Origin of the sequence: Shewanella sp. Isolate8, from assembly GCF_022398495.1 — a bacterium.
GTDB lineage: Bacteria > Pseudomonadota > Gammaproteobacteria > Enterobacterales > Shewanellaceae > Shewanella > Shewanella aquimarina.
Map to the genome: position 1 here is coordinate 829,787 of NZ_JAKEVI010000001.1, position 24,251 is coordinate 854,037.

Here is a 24,251-nt window from a genome sequence, read left to right on the forward strand (position 1 = left end):
CTAGGCACCGAGACGGTGTGAGTGCTATGGTGTATCGCCAGCTCAGTGTGGGCCATTGGCATCTTGAGGCATTGGCATCTTGAGGTAAGGGCACCTTGAGCCGTCAGCGTTAGCCAGGGATGATCTCGATTGTTATCTCTTTGGCCAGGGAGTTAGCGATAAAGCAGTGTTTGTGGGCTAAGGCATGCAGCTTAGTTAACTGTTCATCGTTTAATGGCGGCACCGATTCAACCTTGGGGTTTAAGGTGATGCGGGTGATCGCCGTTCTCCCCTGAGCGTTGGTGCCCAGTTCGGCGCTCGCCTGGTCATGATAGCTTATCAGGGTGAGTCGCTTCTTTTGCACTATGGTGAGAAAGCTCAGCATGTGGCAGGCCGCCAGCGCGCTGAGCAGACTCTCTTCTGGATTGACTCGCGTGTCATTACCGCGATATTCGGCGGCAGCCGAACCCTGCAAATACTGACCACTACCAAAGCTAAGCTCATGATCTGTCGATGTGAGGTTGGCTGCACTGTCCTGCGCTGGCCATGAGATGTTTACCGAAAAAGACACGCGTGCGACTCGTTAATGTGAGGTGGCATTAATATACCAGAGTCACGCTGACTTAGCAGGCGCCTAGGCCTGATACCAACTCATCGCCTGTTCATTGCTTTTGGCATAGGTCTGCATGGCAGAAACCTGTTGCTGTTGCATGCTAGCGTTGACGACTGCACTGCGCGCGTCGTCATGCCGGGATAGATAATAGATGCTGACCGGTGACAGACCATTATGATTGCCCGTGACGATAGAGGCCATGTCGCTGCGTACCTGGTATTCGAGCTGGGCCTTCTTATAGGCCTTTAGTTTGTCCAGCGCATCGTCAGGTACTGGGCGATTTAGTTGCTGAGTCGCAGTTGCTTGAGCAGTGGACTTATCATGTTCACTTAGCTGTCTTGCCAGGGCCGAGAGGGTCACTGTGTCCTGTACGCCATCGACCTTAGTTTCCACAGTCTGTGAGCCTTGATGGGGCGTCATCTTGCCTGCTGGTGGCATGATGGCCGCATTGTCATCTTGCCTTTTCACTTGTTGATTGGCCGGTTGATTCACTGGTTGATTGAGCTGTTGGTAGGCCATCGCCGGAGAAACTCGCATCTTAATTCGCCTTAGTCACCTGTAGTCTGATTAGGCGTATCCTAATGGACTGAGGCTGTACCTTAGCTGAATTAATAACCAGTTAGGCGATAAGGCCGCTGCCTCCAAACACTAAGGTAAAGACACTGGTTAGGGTTAACACCAAAGGCAGGCGCTTGGCCTGGTAACTCAGCAGCAAGATGGTGGACAGTGCCGTAATGGTCATCACGCCAAAGAAGACGATGCTGCCGTAGCCCAGATGATAATCGTGGATGCATTGGCCATAGCTGCCGAGTAATAGTAACCAGGCAAATACTGTTAGCCAGCGTTGCTCGGCCCTCGTCGGGGCTCGACCAAAGCAGTCTTTATAATGGCCGAACATCGACAGCGCCATCAAACCAAAGGCGATGACGCCAAGACAAAGGGCTAATATCATTGGCGAGCCTCCTCTAAGCTTAGGTCTTTCGATTCTTTCTTATTAACCGCTGCTCTGGGAGCAAGAGTGCTAGCAGTGCTAGGCGAGGCTGATTTACTGTTTAGCCTGCTAGTGGCGCCTTGGCGCGAAGGGATCAGCCTAGTGCGTGACACCTGCCTGGCGGCAAACCCCAGTGCTAAGGCAAACAGCAGGCTGACCATATCGAAACCCACCAGGGTCCATTGGTTAGCGGCCATGTTGCTAAGCAGATTCTGCCCAGAGGTGACTGCGCCTAGTAGCGGCAGCGCCGCAAAGGCCAGGGCACCCAGTGCTAACCATTGACGCCAACGTCGCCAAGATTGCGTGCAGCGCAGCCCATCCCACAGCGCAACGATGGCAATGACGGCCAGGGTGATAAAGAAGACATCCACCTCTCGTTGGGCTCGGTCAAACATATCGAGTGGTAACAGACGGTTGGCATAGAAAAAGCCTGCCGTGGCGAGAGGAAGGCCACAGATGAAGCTGATGTTGAGCCCATCCACCAGCCTGAGGCCAATGCTTGGCTTAGCGCCTGTTTTAATGGCTTTTTGTTGTTTCTGGGCGATTTTCACCGCCCATAGCAGGGTGCCAGTGGCCACCATGGCGCAGCCTAGCAGACCACAGAGGAAGAACAATCCCCTCAAGGCCCAGTCGGCAAAGCGCGCGGTATGCAGTGCCATCAGGGTGTCGTAGGTCTTGTAGGTGGCGCTTTCTGGGTTGCCTAAGGATTTAAGCTCGCCCGTTACCCCATCGAAGACAAGCAGGTTGCGTCTATCTGTCACCGTCTGCTCGCTGTTAAGGGTAAAGCTGATGCGGCTGTTGTCACGCCCAGGGCCTGTGATGCTCACCTGTTTCAGGGGCGCCGCGCCCCATTGGCGCTCGACTTGACTGACGAGTCTGGCCGCATCGAAGAGGGGCGCCTGGGTATCGCCTGGCTTCTCCTGTATTCGCGCGGGGTTGAGATCGGCCCTGAAGGCGCGCACGTCACCATCGTATTGCTGCAGAGCGCCCCATGGCATGAACATGAACATCAGGGTAATGAGACCCGTGTAGGTGATGATCAGATGATAGGGCAGTGCCATCACGGCGCTGACATTGTGAGCGTCGAGCCAGGAGCGACTGCCCTTGGCAGGCCTGAAGCTGAAGAAGTCTTTAAAGATCCGCTTGTGGATCACCACGCCGCTGATCAAGGCGATCAGCATCGCCATGGTGGCGAGCCCCACTATCCAGCGGGCGGTCACTACGGGCAGGTAATGGAGATCGAAATGCAGACGATAGAAGAAGTTGCCACCGCGGGAGTCGCGAATGTCTGTGATCATCTGCTGACCATCCTGGCTAACCACATGCTCGTGGAATTTGCCGCGGTGTTCGCCCGCTTTCGGCGCATCCGCCCAGCCGAAGCTCAGATAGGGCTTACGCTCGCTCGGGAAAGAGATGGTCCAGCTGGCGGCATCGGGCGCCTTGTCGGCCAGATATGCCTGGCCCTTGGTGATTTGCTGCTCAACTTGCCTTTGGTCATAGTCTTGAAACACGGCCTGGTGCAGTTCAGGTTTACTCCACAGGCTGATCTCATGGCGAAAATAACTCATGCTGCCGGCAAAGAAGATGAGTAGCAGTAGCCAGCAGACGGCGAGACCGGCCCAGGTGTGCAGCCAGGTCATGGAGCGAAAAAAAGTCTCTTTCATGGGATTAACCTAAAACGAGTGTGAGGCCGTATAGCAGGCTACAGAGTGCCACGGGTTCCAGCACCACACGTAGGTGGGACCTTAGGCTAAAGAGTCGAATGATCATCATGGCAAAGAGGCTAAAGGAGACCATGGTGCCCACAAGCACGGCGTCGAGACGGCTTAGGGGCAGGGACTGTGCCAGCAGAACTGTGGTGAGCGCCGCCACGCCATAGCCACCAAGCAGGGAGGCGAGCAGGCGTACGATGACGGAAGTCCTGGGAGAGAGGTCTCGCTTGATTGGCGTCAGACGCTGAGAAATGCTTGTATTCACTATGGATAAATTGATGACCTATAATTCAGGTCATTCTACACTTGTTGAGATAAGTTCTCATTCGTATTTACATGTAAAGCTCATCTCTTAGCCTAGCGAGGATGCTAGGGCCTGTTTATCTTTCGCGTTCATTTTTGCAGCATTCTGTATCGCTTTTATACAAGGTAGAGCGATTGTAATGTGGTGTGCTACATCAATGAGCGATAACGCTGTAGAAAAATGATACAGACGCTGCCCGCAGGGTTCGTCTTGAGCACGTTCAACTCTTTGTTACTCGGCTTTTATATAGAATAACTATACAGCAAGCCTCATGCCGCGATTTGAACGTGCTCAATTAGAACAAAATTTGTTCTCAAAAGGTCAACAGGCCCTAAGGTGACGTCATAAAGTCAGATTGATTAAATTTTGTTTATTTTGTGGGATTTATGGCCGAAACCGCTCGTTTGCACCCGATATCCTGTTTTTGCCGCTTGATTTTAACCTGTATGGGGAGTAGATCTTAGTAGACAGTGAATGGAGATTTACTTGGATATCGCCCATGCTTACATAGGCGTCAATTGAAAAAAAAGTGCTTCAGTCCCTTGTTTTTTCTTTTAATCATCCCAAGTTCATTATTGAAGTCATCCTAAAAAGGAAAACCTATGAAAATAAATCTTTCTGGTCATCACGTAGATATCACCGATTCAATTAAAGAGCATGTGAATCAAAAGTTTTCCAAGATCGCGACCCATTTCCCAACGCTCATTTCACTAGATGTCATCATTGCTAAAGAGCACGGAGAGTTTCAGGTCGAACTCAGTACCAATTATGAAGGTAGCCGGATATCCGCCTCTGGGAGTGACGATGTTATGTATCCAGCTATCGCTAATGCCGCCAAAAAACTGGATGCTGCGTTAAAGCACAGAAAAGGGCAGTTGAAGGCAGATCTGCATCAAAAGCCGGTAAGTACCACACCTGAGATAGCCCATGAGATCATCCAGGAGATGAAGTTGGTCTAATCAGCCTGCCAGGTAAGTGATATAAAAAAGCCACCCTAAGGGTGGCTTTTTTATGTTCGTCCTAAACCCGAACAGGGCTGAAAGGCTAATGCGGTTAAGGCCAGGCTGTTAAAGCAAATGCAGTAAAAGTCAGTGCGGTTAAGGCAACTCTACCTCTAGCGCCGGGCATTCAAGCGTCGTGACCAGCTGCTTGTCGCTTAGGTCTTGATAGAGTCTCATGGGCTTCAGCGCCGCTCTGTATCGACCAGGCGGGATCTCAAACGCCTGGGCAAGCGCCAAAGAGACGGTTAGGGATTTACCCGCAGGCAGAAGCAGGTAGTCGTCATCAAGTGGCTCGCCGCGCTTGGCCAGTGCGCCCTGGTAATCGAGTTTCTGTTGATTGCCAAGGTCGGTCAGGGTCAGAAACTCACTAAACCAGGCATCGAAGGGCGTGTGCCAGCTAAGCAGATACCAGCTAGTCTTGGTGGGGGCCTGTATCTCGAAGGTGAGGGTATTGTCTTGCTCCGCCTTTATTAGGCGACAGGTGGGCAGTGCTTGATGTGCGAGGCTGTTCATACTGATCGTCCAGAGTAGCAAGAGGCTAAGAGACAGAGACCTTAAAGGCGTAAACATAGGCGTTAACCCTTGGCATAGACCAAACAAAAAAAGGGCGGATAATTCCGCCCTCTAACTGACAAGAAAGATAATAAGAAGATTAGTTTAAGTTAGGCGTGTTTTCAGCAAAATATTCATGGCTGTCAGCATTTTGAATCGCCTGTGAAGGATCGCTGATCGCCAAAGATTTCGCACCACTCTGACCGTAAACGATGTCATCGGTACCGGCAACTACGTTGAAGTGGCTGGTTTCGTGGATGATGGTGCCGCCCTTAGAGTCTGTGCCCGATGTCGGGGCTGACCAGAAGGCATTACACATGTAGATCTTGTATGGCTGAGTTGGGTAAACATAAGCGTAGTATTGCTTCTTACAGCTACAGTCAAAGGTCAACGGCTCGTTGTTAAGCGCACTGTCGATCTTGCTGAAGTTGTTGCTTACCGTGTTCCAGCGAGAAGAGCTGTAGGCACCAAACCAGGTGCTGTAACGCTGAGAGTTGCTGCTGGCCGTGGCCAGGTGCTGGTTAGCGTCGGCAGACATAGTCTTAGCCGCAGCCAGGCCTGCAAGGATATCGCTCTGCTGTGAGTTGCTGCAGCGACCGGTGAAAGAGATACCGTCAGGTGTAGTACCGCCGCCATCGCCAGTGCCTGGCTTACCCTTGTTAGCGCCGCCCTTAAATTCGCGACCCTCTAGGTAGAAGCTGGCTGGCGCCGAATGTATGCCTTCTACGCCCAGGCGAGCCAGCTTCTTGGCTTGGCCAGGATTTGGCGCAAACAGTTGCATAGAGCTGACATCGTAGCTGATCTCATAGTTGGCTGTAGACGACATGTCATATAGCGACGAAAGCTCTACCTGATAAGAGATGCTCTCGCCAGATTTTAGCTTGATGTAGTCCTTATGGCTTGGTGCTGGACGCTTGTAGTGAGCGCCAAGGTAAGGGCGCTCCTGACCGTCAGCGGTAACTTTAAATAGCGACTCTTCAACACCGTCTGCCGCGGTAAACCACTTGAGTAGTTTCACCGGAACGTTTGCTTCGTTGGTCAGGGTTAGCGTGACCATCACGTCCTGGTCGCTGCTAAAGCTGTCTTGGCTCATCTGCAGCTTAGCGGCGATCCCCTCGGCGAGGGCCGATTGACTCAGTAAGGTGGTAGCAATGGCGAGTGTTGATAATTTGAATAGCTTGCTCATCAATTTGTCCTTTTGATTGAGGTTGTTCTTATTGTGTTTACAAATGTTACTCAAATGTTGCGAAATCGAGTTTATGTCGAACCGCTAATGAAAAGCAAGACTAAGTTGGCGATTTGTTTCGTTATGATCTTAATATCTAGTGTAAAACGCTTTTTTAGCACACAGCAGGAAGGTGAAATTTAGGGGCGTGGCTGGGCATGCGGGCTCGATTCCTCATAGAAACGAGCCCGGTTAGGTTAACGTGTTAACCATTGGGTGATGGCCTGATTAAAGGCCTCCGGCGCTTCTGTCATGACCCAGTGACGGGTATCGAAGGCGATGACCCGATTCCCTTCTCTTGCGGCCATCTCTTGTTCCCACGCAGAGGAGTGGAACATACCCGGTTTATTCTTTCCGTATATAAACAGCAAGGGACAATCGATTTTTAGCGGCAGATGACCCAGAGGCTTGCCCGTCAGCGTTCGACTCCATTTCCAGTAGTAGGAATAGGTCATGGATGAACCGATCAAGGCAGGATCTCCCGGTGCATGAAGCCACTTAGCCATCTTGCGGGTCATCGCATCGCCAATGGTGCCGCCAATTTTCCAGGCCGTGGCTAACCAGATCTGGTAGGCAAACATAAAGGCTTTGACGCTTGCGGTTAACTGATGCTCCTTTGAGCCGGCATCACCAATGTCGACACCTATGATCTTCTCGACTTTATCCTGGTGGCGCAGATAAAACTGGTAACCGAAGAAGCAGCCCCAATCGTGGAGCATTAAGATCACCTTTTGGTTAGGGCTAACGGCATCGATGACAGCGTCAATTAAGGTGACGATCTGCTCTAAGGTATAGAGTGTGCGCGATTGTTTGTCCTCGTAGCCGGGCAGGCTAAATCGAACACAACGATAATCTGACTTAAGGACATCGACCTGTGGTTGCCAGAGCCGATAGGTATCGGGCCAGCCGTGAAGCATCAGTATGGTCTGTTCGCCTTGACCTTCTATATGAACCTGAGTTCCGTTTACATCTACTAATTCAACCATGTTAACTCCCACTCTTGGTGAAAACGGTTTAGAGTAATTGCTCTATTTTAAGGTAAGGCGAAAAAGAGAGCATGTCCAGAAGATGTTAATGCATCAGATCATGTTTTCAACGTAAAGCTGTGGGGTGAAAAACGGCTGCCGATGCGAGTATGGCGTGAGCATTGGGTGATCATAGTGTGATCAATCGTAGAATGAGTGCAGATAGCATGATTAAGCCCAATGTTAAGCGGCGAGATCATGAGGCCAGTGAGACCATGAGGCTAGCAGTACCAAGAGCTGGTGGACGGGAGCTTTAACCTTCTATCAAAAGTCATCGTCTTTAGGAGGGCAATAGCAGCGGGGATAGTTAAGCTTTAACGCCCGCCGAGTGATCCCTAGGGCGGCTATTGCCGTAGGCCTATTTATGAATCGATTACATCCTAAGAAACTGCTCCAGAGTAAATGGACAAAAGTAACGCCACAGGCGCGTGAGAAACACTTCATAGTGATTGAGGTGGATTATGACGAGCAGCGAAGAGGCCCTGTATAGTGGCAGGCAATACGCTATCGACTGGCGTTCACTGAAAGACAGTGATATCTGGCTTGTCGGCTGGCGCTAATCGGCTTAACCAATAATCGCCATTGAGTCTTTTTACTTAAATTGCGCGCAATTTATTTGCGTAGCACTCTCTTGTTTGCTATAAATAGCTTCAATTAAGTTGTGTGCAATTTATTTTATCAAAATCGAGAGAGGAAAATGAGATGAAGACATTATATCAAACCAGTGCTACTGCCAGTGCCGGCCGTAACGGCCGAGTCGCCACCGACGATGGCAAACTGTCGCTAGACCTAAGCTATCCTAAGGAGATGGGCGGAACAGGTGAGGCGACCAACCCAGAGCAGCTGTTTGCCGCGGGTTATAGCGCCTGTTTTTCTAACGCCATATTGCATGTTGCCAGAGAGGCTAAGATGAAGCTGACTCAGGCACCGGTTACGGCCGAAGTTGGCATAGGCGCCCGCGCCGAAGGCGGGTTTGGACTGAGCGTTAAGCTCAACGTTGAACTGTCATTACCTCAGGAGCAGGCGGTTGAATTGGTCAAGATGGCCCATCAGGTCTGCCCATACTCTAATGCCGTGCGTAACAACATTGACGTAGGGCTAATGGTTAATGGTGAGTCTTTGTAAGTGCAATTTATGAATAGTCATTCGATGGATGAACGATTCGCTTCTGCGGGCATCTTAGTTGGGCGTATCATGCTAGCGCTCTATTTTCTCGTCCCTGGGATCTTGAAGTTTGTCAGTTGGGATATGCATGTTGCCTTAATGGAACGACATCACATGGTGCTAATTCCCCTGCTGCTTGCCAGTGCCGGTGTTAGCCAGATTGTGGCGGGCATCTGTTTAATGTTAAACCGTTATACGTCAGTGGTTGCTTCGCTGTTAGCTATGATGGTGTTACTGATTAACGTTACACTGCATGATTTTTGGCATTTCGAAGGGCTTGAAGCGGCACATGAGATGCAAAATTTCATTAAGAATCTGGGGATATTCGCAGGTTTACTGGTGTTGGCTGGCCACAGTCACCTGAAGCACCTTGGTAACAAGGGGTTGCGCTAGGCCTAGTCTAGAATAATCCGTAAGCTTGGGTTTGTCGGCCGTTGCCTATGGGGGCAGTTTTGTGGCGTCCCCTAATGACTAATGACTAATGACTAATGCCTAGTGCCTAGTGCCTAAGGCTTGTATAATTGCCTGCAAAATGGCGCATCAATAAGTCTTTAAGAGCAATAAGCCTTTAAGATCAACGGGCTTTAGGTATTCACCAGGACACAATAAAACGCCCCATTCTATGGGTTTTTTTTATAGCTTATGTTTGGCTAGCTCGGTAAGCAGCATCTCACGGCCCTCGCTTTCAACATGGGTCAAGAAGGCCTGGGCGATCGCCGAGGGGCGTTTCGATTTCAGCCAGAGAAAATACCAGTTAGAGTTGATCGGCAATTCCTTCACATTGAGTTGCGCCAGTCCGGTATTGCCGCCAAAGGCCAGGGTATGGGCCGAGAGAATACTGACGCCCAGCCCCGACATGACCGAGTGTTTGATCGCCTCGTTGCTTTCAATGGTCATCTTCACGTTTAGCTTCACCCCCTGTTTGGCCATGAAGCGCTCGATCGCCAAACGGGTGCCCGAGCCATTTTCACGCATCAAGAAGGGTGCCTCGCAGAGCTCGGCTAACGAGACGCCATCCTGACTGACCAGAGGATGGTTTTCCTGTGCAATTGCTACCAGGGGATTGTTGAAGAACTCTATGCTCTCTGTGTTGATATCCGCCGGTGGATGACTGAACACGTAGAAGTCGTCGATGCCCTGTTTGAGGCGCTCGATGATCTGCTGACGGTTGCCCACATTCAGCTGCACTGCGACATTGGGGTAGCGTTCGCAGAAGGGGCCGAGCAGATGGGGAATAAAGTATTTCGAGGTGGTCACCACCGCCAGGCGAAGGGTACCCGACTTTAGTTCCCCCATGTCCGACAAGGACATCTCCAGGCGGGCGAAGCTGTCGAGGATCTCCGTGGCCGATTTTACCMCCTCCAGCCCCGCCTCGGTAAACACCACCTTGCGACCCACTATGTTATACAGAGGGAAACCTATCACATCGGCGAGCTTCTTGAGCTGCATAGAGATCGTAGGCTGAGTGAGGTGCAGGGTCTCGGCGGCGCCGCTGACACTGCCGCTATCATAGACAGCCAGCAAGATCTCCATCTGCCTGAGGGTACCAAGATGTGCCTGTAGTCTGAGAGACATGGTTGCTCCATATATAGATTTTTATCTATATAAAAACACAAAAATATCTATTTTTATATATAAATTGTTTTTGGCAAGATCGCTCCAGTTAAAAGAACACCGAATTTTTCGCGGTATCAGTCGTAAACGGGGGATCTTATGAAACAGTTAACTCAGCTTGTCCTGGCAGAAAAACAATCACTCTTCAGCCTAGTCGTCGGCCTGATGGTGACCGCGCTGGCGTTTGCCACCATGAGGGAGGGGCACAACGGTATGGGGTTGCTGGTAGTTGGTCTCGGTTTGATCTCGCTGAACTTGGTCTCTATGACCGCAAAGCTGTCGTCTAAGTTCTCGAATAGGCGCCGCACCGTAAAGCCTGCCACTCGCCTGCAAGTAAAGGGCGCCTAAGATGCAGCTAGATATCACCATAGCCTTCTTTATCCTGGGTGCGCTAGCCACACTGATCCGCTCCGACATCCAGTTTCCCAAGGCGCTCTATCAGAGTCTGACTCTGTTTCTCATGTTGGCCATCGGCCTCAAAGGGGGCGTGGCTCTGGCAAAATATAGCTCTATCGCACTCTTGCCCCAGTCTCTACTAGTGATCTGTCTGGGGCTTGTTCTGCCGCTAATTGCCTTTCCCATACTGCGCTATGTCGGTCAGCTTAAGCTTGAAGATGCAGCCTCAATTGCCGCCCACTATGGCTCGGTTAGCATTGGCACCTACGCGGTGGCCGTGGCGTTTCTCGAGACGCAAGACATTAGCTTCGAAGCCTACTTCCCGCTGTTTGTGGTATTGCTGGAGATCCCCGCCATCGCCGTGGGTATCGCCCTGGCCAGACGTTCGGGCACCAACCTTAAGTGGCGCACACTCATTCACGAGGTGTTTTGCAACCAGAGCCTGGTATTGCTCGTCGGCGCGCTGATCATCGGTTACTTCTGGGCCGAGCGCATCGAGGGGGTGACCCCGCTGTTCTTTAATCTGTTCCACGGTGTACTGGCGCTCTTCCTGCTGGAGATGGGGATGCTGGCCGCCAGCCGCCTAAAAGAGCTCAAGCAGATGGGCAACTTCATGTTGGCATTCGGCGTCTTCATGCCACTGATTGGTGGCTTGCTGGGCAGCATTCTGGGCTTACAGATGGGACTGTCGAGCGGCGGCGCCACTCTGCTGGCTGTGCTGGGGGCTAGCGCCTCATACATAGCGGTGCCTGCGGCCATGCGGGTCGCGATTCCCGAGGCGAATCAGAGTCTGTCTATCACCTATTCACTGGCAATTACTTTTCCGTTCAACGTATTGGTGGGCATACCTACCTATGCGCTGTTCACCTATTGGTTATCAAATTAAGAGGCACGTATGAATAAAGCAAGAGTAGCAATCATCATGGGTTCACAGAGCGATTGGCCGACCATGAAAAATGCCACCACAGTCCTGGATGCCCTGGGGATCGCCTACAGCAAACAGGTGGTCTCGGCGCATCGCACCCCAGAGCGTCTGGTGAGCTTCAGCCACAGCGCGGCCGATGAGGGAATTGAGGTGATCATTGCTGGTGCCGGCGGCGCGGCGCATCTGCCGGGCATGACGGCTGCAATGACGCATCTGCCGGTGATTGCGGTGCCCGTGATGAGCAAGGCCCTGAAAGGGATGGACAGTCTGCTTTCTATCGTGCAGATGCCAAAAGGCGTTGCGGTAGCCACCCAGGCGATTGGCGATTCAGGCGCCTTTAACGCAGGCCTGATGGCGGCGCAAATCTTAGCGTTGGGCGATAGCGAACTGACCCAGCGTCTGTGTGACTGGCGTGCTAGCCAAACCTCAGGTGTGCCGCTGGAGGTGGAATAATGCGCATCGGCATTATCGGTTGTGGTCAGCTGGCGCGCATGATGGCGCTGGCGGGCATTCCCTTAGGGCTTAAATTCAGTTTCGTCGCCGATGGCGGCCCAGATACGGATCTCAGCTGCATCGAGGGCCTTGGCCCTGTGGCGTCCTGGCAGCCGGGGCAGAGTGTCAGCTCACTCTATGAAGCCTTGGGCAAACCCGAGGTGATCACAGTCGAAAAAGAGCAGGTGGATCTCGAGTTAGTTCACGCCCTCGAGGCCCACTGCTCCATCAGACCGAATGTCGATAGCATCGCCAAGTGCAAGAGCCGCATCCATGAAAAGCAGCTATTAGCCGAGCTTGGTATTCCCTGTGCGCCCTTTACCTATGATGTCAGCCTCGAGAAGAGCGCCAAGACCTTAGGTTATCCCATGGTATTCAAGTCCCTCGACGAAGGCTATGACGGCAAGAACCAGTGGGTGGTGCGCAGTGATGAGGATCTTGCTAGCGTTGCGCCTGATCTTAAACAAGGTCATTACTTAGCCGAGCAATGGATCCCTTTCGATGCTGAGGTGTCTATCATAGGTGTGCGTAGTGCAAGCGGTGAGGTGAGTTGTTATCCCCTGACCGAGAATCAACATCAAAACGGTATTCTGGTGCGCTCAATGGCGCCCGCCAGAGGATTAAGTGCCGAGATGGTGCAGCAGGCGCAAAGCTATATGACCAAGCTGCTTGAAGCACAGCAGTATGTGGGCGTGCTCGCCATGGAACTGTTCGTGGTGAGCGATAAGCTGCTGGTGAACGAACTGGCACCTAGGGTACATAACAGTGGTCACTGGACTCAGCTCGGCGCCCAGACCTGCCAGTTTGAGAATCACATTCGCGCCGTCGCCGGACTCGCCCTGGGAGCAACCTCGGCCATAGGTAAGACCGGCATGCTGAATCTGTTAGGTGTGGTTGCACCGCCAATGGATGCCCTAAGCAGCAATGCCAGCCTGCACTGGTACAACAAGGCTGCCAAGCCTAACCGCAAGCTAGGACACATCAACTTCATTTTGGATGACTACGCCCAACTGGCCAGTCAGATGCAAAGCGTCGAGCAGTCGCTGGTGAAGTGCTAAGTTAAAAGTTCATGCACGAGATTGGTGTTTAAGATTCTGCTTAATTAAGGTAAGTGTCTTAAACCGATAACGAGAAAGCCCTGACAAGTCCTGTCGGGGCTTTTTTATCTTTGATTTTAAGCCGTTAAATAGACCTACTATAGTCAGCTAAAAAGTGATAGATACAAAAAAGCCGCTAAACCCGTCTGGCAAGGGCTTAGCGGCCTTTGAAGGTTATCGCTAACCTGATGTTGATGGGGATGAAACTTGAGTTTGTGTTTTCAATCTGAATTTAACGTCTTCCCGGTCGCCGTACTTTTTATGTGTTGTAGTAATTGTTGCTTAATGTTCCTCTACGGATTGACTTAGGTACTTGTTGTCGAGTTCTTCCCTATGTTGATCCAAATCCTGTGTTTTCTTACATCGTTGTGGCACAATCTTGAAAGGCACTAATCCGTCTGTAAGTGTTTGTTATCTTCTAAGAAGGACCTGGATTGACAATGAGCATCAACAAAGCAAAGCTGACTGAAACGGACATCATCACCAAATTCATTATGCCAGCCATTACCAATGCGGGTTGGGATGATATGACGCAGATACGCCAAGAGGTGAAACTGCGTGATGGCAAGGTGATTGTACGTGGTCAATTAGGCGTCCGTAAGACTGTAAAGTCAGCCGATATAGTGCTCTATCATAAACCCAGTATGCCGCTTGCCGTTATCGAGGCGAAAGCCAATAAGCATGAAGTGGGTAAGGGGATGCAGCAAGGGCTAGATTATGCTCGTTTGCTCGAAGTGCCCTTCATCTTTGCATCAAACGGTGATGGCTTTATCTTTCACGATAAGACCAAGCTTGGAACGCCCGAAGAGCACAACCTAGAATCCGAAATCCGTTTAGAAGATTTTCCTTCACCACAAGATTTATGGGCTAAATACTGTGCCTGGAAAGGTTATACCCAAGCGCAGCTTCCAATAATCAATCAAGAATACTATGACGACGGCAGTGGTAAACATCCTCGTTATTATCAACTGCAAGCTATTAATAAAACAGTAGAAGCAATTTCATCGGGTAAAGACCGCGTGCTATTGGTCATGGCTACTGGAACGGGTAAAACCTATACCGCATTTCAAATCATCTGGCGTTTATGGAAGTCTCGCGCGAAGAAACGTGTTTTGTTCTTGGCCGACCGCAATATTCTGGTTGATCAAACTCGTATAAATGATTTTCAGCCCTTTGAAACATCAATGACCAAGGTAACAGGTAGAACTGTTGATCCTGCTTATGAAATTCACTTAGCGCTATATCAAGCACTCACTGGCCCAGAAGAAAGCCAAAAAGCTTATAAACAAGTCGATCCAGACTTTTTTGATTTAATCATAATCGATGAGTGCCATAGAGGAAGTGCTGCTGACGATAGTGCCTGGCGTGAAATTCTCGAGTATTTCAAAAGTGCGGCCCAAGTCGGATTAACAGCTACCCCCAAAGAAACTGAGGAAGTGTCAAATTCAGACTATTTCGGTGATCCTGTTTATACCTACTCATTAAAGGAAGGTATTGAAGATGGCTTTTTGGCACCCTACAAAGTTGTGCGGGTAGATATAGATGTCGATCTACAAGGCTGGCGGCCTACTAAAGGCCAAATCGATAACAATGGTGAAGTGATTGAAGATCGCATCTATAACCAAAAAGATTTCGACCGCACCATGGTTATTGATGAGCGAACTCAGCTAGTGGCAGAGACCATTACTAACTACTTAAAGCGCACCGACCCAATGGCAAAAACCATAGTGTTCTGCAATGACATTGACCATGCAGAGCGTATGCGCCGCGCGATTGCTAATCTCAACCCAGATCAGATGGCTAAAAGCGACAAGTACGTGATGAAAATTACGGGGGACGATGAGATAGGCAAAGCCCAACTTGATAACTTTATAAACCCGAAGAAAGCTTATCCCGTCATTGCCACAACCTCAGAGCTCATGACAACTGGAGTTGATGCGAAAACCTGTAAGCTGGTGGTGCTTGATCAAAATATTCAGTCAATGACTAAGTTTAAACAGATAATAGGTCGCGGCACCCGTATCGATGACAAATATGGCAAGCTTTGGTTTACCATTCTTGATTTCAAAAAGGCCACTGAGCTATTTGCTGACGAAAGATTCGACGGTACTCCGGAAAAAGTCATTAGAGTCACACCATCCGAAGTTGAAGATACAGAAGTTGACATCGACCCAGTTGATGAAACTGAAATTGAACTTGGTGGAGAGTGTGGTGAGCTTCATGACGATAACCTTAATGGACATCAAGATGACAGTTTAAGCCCCCCTCAAGTTGGCGATGGCTTCGATAATGGAGAGTGGGGTGACGAGCCACGCAAAGTACATAAATACCGCGTATCAGGTGTTACGGTCAGTAAAGTCGCCGAGCGGGTGCAATATTATGATAGCGACGGCAAATTAGTTACCGAATCTTTTAAAGATTACACTCGAAAAACCATGGCGAAGCAGTTTGCTTCACTCGATGAGTTTGTAAAGCGCTGGAATGAATCTGACCGTAAACAAGCCATCATAGATGAGCTCGCCAACGAAGGTATCATCTGGCAAGCACTAGAGGATGAAGTTGGCAAAGAGCTAGACCCCTTCGATATGATTTGTCATGTTGTTTACGGCCAACCACCATTAACGCGCAAGGAGCGCGCAAATAACGTCAAAAAGCGTAATTATTTCACTAAATACTCTGAAACCGCGCAAGCTGTATTAGATAATCTTCTGGTAAAGTATGCCGACGTTGGCGTGCAAGAAATCGAATCCATGCAAGTGCTTAAAGTGCAGCCATTTAACGAAATTGGAAGCTTAAGCGAAATCGTTAAAAAAGGCTTCGGTGGTAAAAAACAATATGAGCAAGCCATTAGTGAATTAGAAGCTGAGATTTATCAAATCCATCAGCAATCTGCTTAACATTAAAGTAGGTAAAGCGCCAACCAAAGTCGTTATTTTATAGGGCTGATTAACCACTAACTCAGCCTTTTTCCAAATAAGAGAATACTATGTCAATCAGTTCAGTTATCAAATCTATCCAAGATATTATGCGTAAAGATGCCGGTGTCGATGGCGATGCCCAGCGTCTGGGGCAAATGTCTTGGTTGCTCTTCTTAAAAGTGTTTGATGCCCAAGAGGAGGAATTGGAGTTTGAACAAGATGACTATCGAGCGCCAATCCCAAGTCATTACCTGTGGCGCAATTGGGCGGCAGATAGCCAAGGTATTACCGGCGATGAACTACTTGAGTTTATTAACGACGACCTATTCCCAACGCTGAAAAATTTAACCGCACCAAGCGATACCAACCCTCGCGGCTTCGTAGTGAAAGAGGCTTTTAGCGATGCCTTCAACTACATGAAAAATGGCACACTGCTGCGCCAAATCATCAACAAGCTCAATGAAATTGACTTCACCGACTCTAAAGAGCGTCACCTGTTCGGTGACATCTACGAGCAAATCCTACGCGACCTACAAAGCGCAGGTAATGCAGGTGAGTTCTATACCCCTCGAGCGGTAACCCGCTTTATCGTTAATCGCCTTGACCCAAAACTGGGTGAGCAGATTATGGACCCAGCTTGTGGTACAGGTGGCTTCTTAGCTTGCTCGTTCGATCACGTAAAAGATAACTACGTAAAGAGCGCTAGCGACCATCAAACACTGCAACAGCAGATCCACGGCGTAGAGAAGAAACAACTACCACACTTGCTGTGTATCACCAACATGATGCTGCACGGCATAGAAGTACCAGTGCAAATAAAACACGGTAATACGCTAAACAAACCGCTATCGAGCTGGGATAGCAACATTAACGTGATTGCCACTAACCCTCCGTTTGGTGGCACAGAAGAGGACGGGATAGAAAAGAACTTCCCAAGCGATATGCAAACCCGCGAAACCGCCGATTTGTTCTTGCAGCTTATTGTCGAAGTATTGGATAGAGATGGTCGCGCTGGTGTGGTGTTGCCTGATGGCACACTGTTTGGTGAAGGAGTTAAGAGTAAGATTAAAGAAAAGCTCACCGACGAGTGTAACCTGCACACAATTGTTCGTTTACCAAATGGCGTTTTTAATCCATATACAGGGATTAAAACCAATATCCTATTCTTCACCAAAGGCCAACCAACACAAAATATCTGGGTATATGAGCATCCTTATCCCGAAGGCACTAAGAGCTACAGTAAAACTAAGCCGATGAAGTTTGATGAGTTCCAGCAAGAGATAGAGTGGTGGGGAGATGAGGCTACAGGTTTCGCAGAGCGTCTGGAAAATCAGTTTGCATGGAAGGTAGACTTTCAGGCTATGAAAGACGATGCCAACATGAAAGCAGAACCACATCGTCAAAAAGCCATAGAATTTAAGCAGCAAGAAGATCTACTGAAGTACGATATTGCGAGCTTGAAGGAACGACGGTCAAAGGAACAACTGGATGACAAGCAATTAGAACATATTGAAAAAGAAATTAAATCTTTGCAAAAGAAGGCTAAAAAAGCGTCTGAGTCAGCTAAGGCTGAAGAAAAATCAGCAAGCGATATCTATTACGCCATTTTCAATTTTGATTTTAAAAATCCATATCAGGACGAAGTAGCCAGCCATGACCCTGAAGAGTTGCTGGCGAGCTATCAACAACAGCAACAAGACATTAAAGCACTCCGTGACCAACTGAAAGGCATTCTCGGTGATGCGCTTAGCTCTACCATTCAAGGTAAAAAGCAAGGTGGAGAACAATAATGGCTGTAGACCAATCTCCTATGAATAAGTTAATTACCGAACATATTGATATTTGGACTTCAGCAGTAAAGACCAAATCCACCGCCGGCCGTGGCACGGGCGGTAAGCTGGAGTTATACGGTATTAAAAAACTGCGTGAGCTGATTTTAGAGTTAGCAGTGAGCGGCAAACTCGTTCCTCAAGATCCTAATGATGAGCCTGCTTCTGTTTTGCTTGAGCGAATATCGGTTGAAAAAGCTAAGTTGGTCAAAGAAAAAAAGATTAAGAAGCAGAAAGATCTGCCAGCTATCTCTGATGACGAACTGCCATATTTGATACCAGAAAATTGGGAGTGGTGTCGTCTAGATGATATCTGTTTTGGAATCACGTCAGGTTCAACCCCGCCAAAAAGTAGTTTCAATGAAAGTGAAGGTATTCCGTATCTGAAGGTTTATAACATTAGAGATCAGAAAGTAGATTTTGACTATAAACCACAGTTTGTGGATATTGAGTGCCACTTAACTAAGTTAAAACGATCTTGCCTTTACCCTGGCGACGTCATTATGAATATCGTGGGGCCACCGTTAGGTAAAGTTGCGATCATCTCAAATGATTACCCTGAGTGGAACTGCAATCAGGCTATTACTTTTTTTAGGCCGATAGAGACTGTTCTAAACACATATATTTATACCTACTTAAGAGCTGGTACGTTCCTTAAAGCAATTGACTTAATCGGGACAGCAGGGCAAGACAATATATCTGTGACGAAAAGTCGATCTATTTTGCTACCAACACCACCATTAAAAGAACAACACCGCATCGTCGCTAAAGTCGATGAGTTAATGGCACTCTGCGACCAGCTAGAGCAGCAAACCGAAGCCAGTATCGAAGCGCATCAAGTACTGGTAACAACTCTGTTGGACTCTTTACTCTTGTCTGCGACAACGGCTGAGGGCTCTTTATTGTTGTCTGTGACAACGGCTGAGGGCTCTCTAACCAACTCTGCAAACGCAGAAGATAATGTGACTACCAAGGAAGGCGGAAATGTCACTGATATTAAAAACGTAAATGCAGGAACAAGTTTCGACCAAAACTGGCAGATGATTGCAGAGCACTTCGATACCTTATTCACCACTGAAGAGAGCATCGACCAGCTTAAGCAAACCATCCTACAACTGGCAGTAATGGGTAAGCTGGTTCCACAAGACCCAAATGATGAATCTGCTGCTGAGTTACTGAAAAGAATCGCGGAAGAAAAAGCACAGTTAGTCAAAGAGAAGAAAATCAAAAAGCATAAAGCATTGCCGCCAATTGCTGATGATGAAAAGCCGTTTCAACTGCCTAATGGGTGGGAGTGGTGTCGTGGCGAAAGTGTTGCAGACTTTATTGATCCTCAACCTAGTCACCGCACACCACCAAAAGTTGAAGGTGGAGTACCTTATATTGGTTACACTGATATAGATCATTCCAAAGGAATAAACTTCGAAGGAGCAAGAAAAGTAGGGACTAATGTCTATGAAGAGCATCTTAATCGATACACGCTGAAGCTTGGTGATTTCGTATTCGGGAAGATTGGTACTTTAGGTAAGCCATATTTTCTCGAAGAGCCTTTCAATTATTGCCTGTCTGCGAATCTAATTCTGATCCAGCCTAATTTAGATGTAATAACCGCTAAGTTCTTAGCCTTATATTTGAATAGCCCTACTCTATATAAAGTATTGGGTGAGCAAAAAACTAATAGCACACATGGTGTATTTGGAATAAAAAAAGCGAGATTGTTATTAATACCTTACCCACCAATTGAAGAACAACACCGCATAGTAGATAAAGTCGATGAGCTAATGATCCTTTGCGACCAACTCAAAGCTCGGCTGCAAGAGTCTCAAGCTACCCAACTCCACATCACCGACGCCATCGTCGAACAGGCGGTTTAAGGAAGTAGACAATGCCAAGGATAGCGAAGAAGTATGAGAAATTAGCCCTAACTGATGATTATTTAACAGATCCTTTGTTAATGGCTTTGGCTTGGAAAAAAAGTCATCACTATATTCGAACCACGAATTGGTATGCTGATAACTTTGAACTGGATTTAACAGCCCTCTCGTTAGCTGAGACTGCCGATAAATGGTGTCAAAGTATTAAGCGACGGAGATTTAAGTTCAAACAGTTGGAGTTAGTTCCTGCCCCAAAGCAGCATGAATGGGGCTTTCATGAAATTAAGCCAGATACTGCATCATCTTATGAATGTTTATATTGGTATCCGAATGACATTGCTGATGAAATTCCTTTAAGGCCACTCGCTCACATACCTATTCGTGAGCAAAGCATGATGACCTTATTGATGATGTGCTTAGCTAATGAAGTCGAAACTCTGCAAGGCGATCCGTCGACAAAGGTTGAGTTAGTCCATGAGAAGGGCATTGTTAATTATGGTAATCGACTCTATTGTCGATATGACAACGAAGAGCTGGCTGAGCATAGTTATGGTGCTACGACCATTTACAGTAAGTTTTTCTCAGATAATCGCTTTTTTTTAGAACGCCCTTATCACTTTGCACAACAAGCCAGAAATGAGCTAAATGACGATCATGAAGTGTTCATGGTTGAGTTGGATCTATCGAAATTTTTTGATTTAGTTGATAGAAATATACTCTGTGAAAAAATAAAAAAACTAGCAGCAGACCAGCTTGTTGGTGCGGAAGAACAGAAGTTAGTCGACAAGCTATTATCTGCATTTGAAGCATGGGACTGGAGTAAAGAAGCCACAGCAGATTTTGATAAGTTATGTAAATCAGATGATGTGCCCAAAGCGCCTAAAGGTATACCACAGGGACTTGTTGCTGGCGGCTTTCTTTCTAATATCTATCTTTTAGAGTTTGATGAGCTACTTAAAAATTTAATAGGTAAGCAATTAAACGACGATAGTGATGTAGAGATCTCCTTGATTGATTATTGCCGTTACGTAGATGATATGCGGCTAGTTGTTTCTACTCGTAAATACTCAGCATTATCTGGGCAGGAAAAATTATCAAATTTTATTCTTGATAAAACAGATCATTTAGTTTTTATCAAAAACCAAATCATCTCTTCCGTTGAGAAATATTTTGAAAAGGCTGATCTCAAAACCGTATGCCTTAACAAGAAAAAGACTAATATCGAACGCTACCAGCCTAGAGTTGTTGGAGTGTCAGGTGAGCTAACCAAAATTCAACAACGTCTAAGTGGCCCGATTGCCTTTGATGACTCACAAGAGTATTTGGGGCAGCTTGAAGCGCTATTATCGATGGCGGTGAGTGATTCTGATAACGCGCAAGGTGAAGGTTGTACTCCAAACCTGCTCGCGCAAGTAGAGCAAACCCATCTCGATGTTAGGGATGATACCCTGAAGCGCTTTGCAACCAATAAAATTGTTAGGGTTTTAAAGGTTATTCGTAACTTTACATCGCACCGAGTAGATGGAAATGGAAAGCAAATACCTGGTGACTGGGATTATCAACAAGAACGATTAGCAAGACGGTTGATTACTTGTTGGAGCCAGGACCCATCACTGGTGATGTTATTAAAAAAAGGCTTGGAGCTTTTCCCTAGTTGCCAAATATTAAGACCTGTTATTCAGCAATTAAAGCATAAGCTTAATGACAAGAACCCAAAAGTGAAAGCTGTGGCTTCGTACTGCTTATCTGAATTATTTAGGCATGCGGCAACAACAATTCATCGCTTAGACCCGATGTATATTCCGCTACATGCAGACCAAGAAATGTTTTTTGAGCAGCTTCAGCAAGAAGCAGTACAGATATGCATTAATGGTAGTAACAAAAGCGAGATCAGTTTTGACTTACTGGTTGAGCAAGCGAGGTTTTTATTACTCGTAAGACTTGATACAACTTTAGAGCATGGATCTGGTAATGATGACTATGACCTTATTATAAAATTGATAAAGGGCTTTAGAAAAATTAAGTTTGATGATTCTTTTTCTTCAAAAAGACTTGCTGCAAATATTCTACTTGCTCGGCAGCTTACCTCTGATGTCAAATCATTGAACCGCGCGGTATCTTGTTTAGTTGATGAGTTGGAAGAGGATGAATGTTCAGAGGTCCTATCCAAAGTAGCTTCGCAGAATATTGATTTATTGAGATCTCTTGTTAAGCATGCGCGCCCGCTTAATTATAGTTGGCCGAAACTATCTGAAATAAAAAAACTGATAAAGCTTCATGCAGTGGATCAAAACCCATTAAGAACACCATTAGGTAAAATCTCTGGCCCTCAATCTTTACTCCGGATAATACAGCGCCCTGACAATCCGTTTGCAAATGAGTTGATGGCATTAAAGTTAATGCAAGCTCTACTTGAGTCAGCCCCTGATTTGGCACAAGGTCAATCAGGTGAGCTCATAGATCTTTCGGAAACTAAAGTCGAATTAAAGAACACTGCTTATTCAATACCGCCAAAGTTCGATGTATTTGAAGGTTCACTCAAAGTAATAGTTAGTTTAACGACTTCAACCCCTTTACTTAGCCCCCACCTTAAAGATACGGATGACGAAACTAGAGTTTTGCAAAGAGTTGCGATATGCGCACGTTCTGCATTAATTGGTAATATTGATTGGTCCGGCTTTACTTTAAGTATAGAACCGAAAACGGGTTACCGAGGCTTAAAGACCAGTTCCGCGAAAAGGGCCTTAGGCATGATGAATACTCCGCACTCTATTGCGGGGGAGTCTGCACAAATTTCTCATTGGTTAACAACTTTACTTTCTAAATTACTAATCTGGCCAGGTATATCCGTTAATGATCAAGGCTATAGTTGGCCTGTGAAGTGGACCATCGATAGCGTAAAAAGACTTATTGAAAATAGACTTAGTGAGCTCAGAACTAAATATTGTGAACAAACAGCTATGCCTGGGTTAATAGAATCTGTTTTCCTTGATTGGGAAGAAGACAAGAGAAATTTAACCGTTGCTATGGTGCAGTCAAAATTACCCAGTAATTATGATTTTAAACAATATGGCATTTTGTTGAAGGATGCAGGTTTCCGTTCAAGGCATAGACGTCACGTTGCAGATGTTGCGGCACTAGTTTGTAAACATATTGATGCGCAACGTACTAATGATTCAGTGCGCAAAGAGAGGGGGAAGCAAGTCGACCTTATTGTTTGGCCTGAGCTTGCAGTTAATCATGATGATATGGATATTTTAGTTACCCTTTCTAGAAAAACTCACTCAATAATTTACGCAGGCCTAGGCTTTATTAAGCAGGACAATATCGATGGGCCAAATAACTGCGCTGTTTGGATTGTGCCACCAAAAGCAAATTCAGAGCAAAAGGAGCTAATAAGGCTTCAGGGTAAACATAATATGATGGCTGATGAAGCTGGAAAAATTAAACCTTGGCGTCCGTACCAGTTAATGCTGGAACTTAAGCATCCTAAATTCCCAAATAAACCTGGTTTTATGCTCACAGGCTCAATTTGCTATGACGCAACCGATATATCTTTAAGTGCAGACTTAAGGGATAAGTCCAATGCTTACATTGTGTGTGCACTAAATAAAGACGTTAATACGTTCGATACAATGATTGACGCACTTCACTATCACATGTTCCAACCAGTAGTGTTAGTAAACTCTGGCGAGTATGGAGGTTCTTGTGCCAAAGCGCCTTATAAAGAGCCATATCATCGATTGATTGCCCATAACCATGGGAAAGACCAAGTATCTATCAACACTTTTGAAATGAATATGTTTGATTTTAGGCGTGATGATGTAGGCGAAGGGATGAAGTCTGAAAAATCAACTAAAGCACAACCTGCAGGTGTAATGATGCAAAAGGATAGAAAATGACATGTTTTAATACAGGGTGGGCTGCTTTGCTTGATGTTAGTTTATGGGTTAGTTGGGCTAACATCTGCACCTTTATTGTTGCTGTTGTAGCTGCAGGCTTTGCATATTTTCAATGGATTAGTTCAAAAGAAGAAACAAGGCGTGCAACAGCATATTCTGCTTATTCAAAATTCTTAGAGCTGTGCCAGGAGCATCCTGATTTTGCCTATGCGAATGAAGAAAGCATAAAAGCTAATCAAAAAGAGTATATAAAATATCGATGGTTTGTAGCGCAAATGCTGTTTGCATTTGAGCAAATTCTAGATGTTTTGCCTAATGATAAAAATTGGAATACAACAATTACAAATCAACTACAGAAACATGGTTGGCATCTGAAAAATTCAGGTTCCGTTAAGCGAGAAGAGTGGAACCGACCTTTGAAGAAGTTAATTGAAGATGTAATTAAGTAAATTTATATCTGGCAAGGAATATAGAGGTAAAATGATAACCACTTTTGACCCATTACAAATGCATGTGGTCGCTGTTTGAGCGCTATCTAGGTGCATTAAAGCTAATAGAACAGGTTTCCAGCAAGTGCTGAACGAGTCACTATCGCTAGGATTGATTTAGATATGAAGCACATTGGCATCGTGCTTTTT

At 47.1% G+C, this 24,251-nt stretch carries 21 protein-coding genes and 1 pseudogene; 13 read left to right on the plus strand and 9 right to left on the minus strand.

Annotated features, from left to right (window positions below):
- Nucleotides 1–109 precede the first annotated feature (109 nt).
- From L1D43_RS03580 to L1D43_RS03600, 5 genes are all read right to left on the minus strand, one after another.
- Entirely contained in the window at nucleotides 110–550 is a 441-nt protein-coding gene (locus L1D43_RS03580) for an OsmC family protein (RefSeq protein WP_239849974.1), read from the minus strand.
- Nucleotides 551–613: 63 nt separating this feature from the next.
- Entirely contained in the window at nucleotides 614–1,129 is a 516-nt protein-coding gene (locus L1D43_RS03585; RefSeq protein WP_239849975.1) for a hypothetical protein, read from the minus strand.
- 82 nt (nucleotides 1,130–1,211) lie between these two features.
- Nucleotides 1,212–1,544: a DUF3325 domain-containing protein gene (locus L1D43_RS03590; protein WP_239849976.1), complete on the minus strand. Its 333-nt coding sequence runs from the start codon at nucleotides 1,542–1,544 to the stop codon at nucleotides 1,212–1,214.
- A complete protein-coding gene (locus tag L1D43_RS03595) occupies nucleotides 1,541–3,247 on the minus strand; it encodes a PepSY-associated TM helix domain-containing protein (RefSeq protein WP_239849977.1) in 1,707 nt (568 codons plus the stop codon). The genes L1D43_RS03590 and L1D43_RS03595 overlap by 4 nt, the downstream gene beginning before the upstream one ends.
- Nucleotides 3,248–3,251: 4 nt before the next feature.
- Nucleotides 3,252–3,560, minus strand: a complete 309-nt coding sequence (locus L1D43_RS03600; RefSeq protein WP_239849978.1) for a hypothetical protein — start codon at nucleotides 3,558–3,560, stop codon at nucleotides 3,252–3,254.
- Between the two features lie 641 nt (nucleotides 3,561–4,201).
- On the opposite strand from L1D43_RS03600, the gene raiA reads away from it, so the two are divergent.
- A complete protein-coding gene (gene raiA, locus L1D43_RS03605; protein WP_041510507.1) occupies nucleotides 4,202–4,558 on the plus strand; it encodes a ribosome-associated translation inhibitor RaiA in 357 nt (118 codons plus the stop codon).
- 138 nt (nucleotides 4,559–4,696) lie between these two features.
- Here the strand turns inward: raiA and L1D43_RS03610 are convergent, their stop codons facing one another.
- From L1D43_RS03610 to L1D43_RS03620, 3 genes are all read right to left on the minus strand, one after another.
- Nucleotides 4,697–5,113: a hypothetical protein gene (locus tag L1D43_RS03610; protein WP_239849979.1), complete on the minus strand. Its 417-nt coding sequence runs from the start codon at nucleotides 5,111–5,113 to the stop codon at nucleotides 4,697–4,699.
- 139 nt (nucleotides 5,114–5,252) lie between these two features.
- Nucleotides 5,253–6,338, minus strand: a complete 1,086-nt coding sequence (locus L1D43_RS03615) for a M35 family metallo-endopeptidase (RefSeq protein ID WP_144203379.1) — start codon at nucleotides 6,336–6,338, stop codon at nucleotides 5,253–5,255.
- Nucleotides 6,339–6,574: 236 nt separating this feature from the next.
- Nucleotides 6,575–7,363, minus strand: a complete 789-nt coding sequence (locus tag L1D43_RS03620) for an alpha/beta hydrolase (RefSeq protein WP_239849980.1) — start codon at nucleotides 7,361–7,363, stop codon at nucleotides 6,575–6,577.
- Between the two features lie 403 nt (nucleotides 7,364–7,766).
- On the opposite strand from L1D43_RS03620, the pseudogene L1D43_RS03625 reads away from it, so the two are divergent.
- The 3 genes and pseudogenes from L1D43_RS03625 to L1D43_RS03635 all read left to right on the plus strand — a co-directional run bounded on the left by L1D43_RS03625 (nucleotide 7,767) and on the right by L1D43_RS03635 (nucleotide 8,959).
- Nucleotides 7,767–7,962, plus strand: a pseudogene (locus L1D43_RS03625) (TIGR02450 family Trp-rich protein).
- Nucleotides 7,963–8,104: 142 nt separating this feature from the next.
- The gene (locus L1D43_RS03630) at nucleotides 8,105–8,527 is read left to right on the plus strand and encodes an organic hydroperoxide resistance protein (protein ID WP_239849981.1); all 423 of its coding nucleotides are present in this window, start codon (nucleotides 8,105–8,107) and stop codon (nucleotides 8,525–8,527) included.
- Between the two features lie 9 nt (nucleotides 8,528–8,536).
- Nucleotides 8,537–8,959, plus strand: a complete 423-nt coding sequence (locus tag L1D43_RS03635) for a DoxX family protein (RefSeq protein ID WP_239849982.1) — start codon at nucleotides 8,537–8,539, stop codon at nucleotides 8,957–8,959.
- Between the two features lie 240 nt (nucleotides 8,960–9,199).
- Here L1D43_RS03635 and L1D43_RS03640 read toward each other — a convergent pair whose 3' ends face one another.
- A complete protein-coding gene (locus L1D43_RS03640; RefSeq protein WP_239849983.1) occupies nucleotides 9,200–10,141 on the minus strand; it encodes a LysR family transcriptional regulator in 942 nt (313 codons plus the stop codon).
- A 138-nt stretch (nucleotides 10,142–10,279) separates the two neighbouring features.
- Here L1D43_RS03640 and L1D43_RS03645 point away from each other — a divergent pair, with 138 nt between their 5' ends.
- The 9 genes from L1D43_RS03645 to L1D43_RS03685 all read left to right on the plus strand — a co-directional run bounded on the left by L1D43_RS03645 (nucleotide 10,280) and on the right by L1D43_RS03685 (nucleotide 24,062).
- On the plus strand, nucleotides 10,280–10,528 hold the full coding sequence (locus tag L1D43_RS03645) for a hypothetical protein (RefSeq protein ID WP_239849984.1): 249 nt from the start codon (nucleotides 10,280–10,282) through the stop codon (nucleotides 10,526–10,528).
- Between the two features lies 1 nt (nucleotide 10,529).
- Nucleotides 10,530–11,462 (plus strand): sodium-dependent bicarbonate transport family permease, encoded by a 933-nt coding sequence (locus L1D43_RS03650; RefSeq protein ID WP_239849985.1) that lies wholly within the window; start codon nucleotides 10,530–10,532, stop codon nucleotides 11,460–11,462.
- Nucleotides 11,463–11,471: 9 nt separating this feature from the next.
- Complete coding sequence (gene purE, locus L1D43_RS03655) at nucleotides 11,472–11,954, plus strand: 5-(carboxyamino)imidazole ribonucleotide mutase (RefSeq protein WP_239849986.1); 483 nt, start codon at nucleotides 11,472–11,474, stop codon at nucleotides 11,952–11,954.
- The gene (locus tag L1D43_RS03660) at nucleotides 11,954–13,051 is read left to right on the plus strand and encodes a 5-(carboxyamino)imidazole ribonucleotide synthase (protein ID WP_239849987.1); all 1,098 of its coding nucleotides are present in this window, start codon (nucleotides 11,954–11,956) and stop codon (nucleotides 13,049–13,051) included. Before purE ends, L1D43_RS03660 begins: the two co-directional genes overlap by 1 nt.
- A gap of 479 nt (nucleotides 13,052–13,530) precedes the next feature.
- Nucleotides 13,531–15,987: a DEAD/DEAH box helicase family protein gene (locus L1D43_RS03665; RefSeq protein WP_239849988.1), complete on the plus strand. Its 2,457-nt coding sequence runs from the start codon at nucleotides 13,531–13,533 to the stop codon at nucleotides 15,985–15,987.
- 89 nt (nucleotides 15,988–16,076) lie between these two features.
- On the plus strand, nucleotides 16,077–17,798 hold the full coding sequence (locus L1D43_RS03670; RefSeq protein ID WP_239849989.1) for an N-6 DNA methylase: 1,722 nt from the start codon (nucleotides 16,077–16,079) through the stop codon (nucleotides 17,796–17,798).
- Nucleotides 17,798–19,711 (plus strand): restriction endonuclease subunit S, encoded by a 1,914-nt coding sequence (locus tag L1D43_RS03675; RefSeq protein ID WP_239849990.1) that lies wholly within the window; start codon nucleotides 17,798–17,800, stop codon nucleotides 19,709–19,711. Before L1D43_RS03670 ends, L1D43_RS03675 begins: the two co-directional genes overlap by 1 nt.
- An 11-nt stretch (nucleotides 19,712–19,722) precedes the next feature.
- Nucleotides 19,723–23,613, plus strand: a complete 3,891-nt coding sequence (locus L1D43_RS03680) for an RNA-directed DNA polymerase (RefSeq protein WP_239849991.1) — start codon at nucleotides 19,723–19,725, stop codon at nucleotides 23,611–23,613.
- Nucleotides 23,610–24,062 (plus strand): hypothetical protein, encoded by a 453-nt coding sequence (locus L1D43_RS03685; protein WP_239849992.1) that lies wholly within the window; start codon nucleotides 23,610–23,612, stop codon nucleotides 24,060–24,062. The genes L1D43_RS03680 and L1D43_RS03685 overlap by 4 nt, the downstream gene beginning before the upstream one ends.
- The last annotated feature ends 189 nt before the right edge of the window (nucleotides 24,063–24,251 follow it).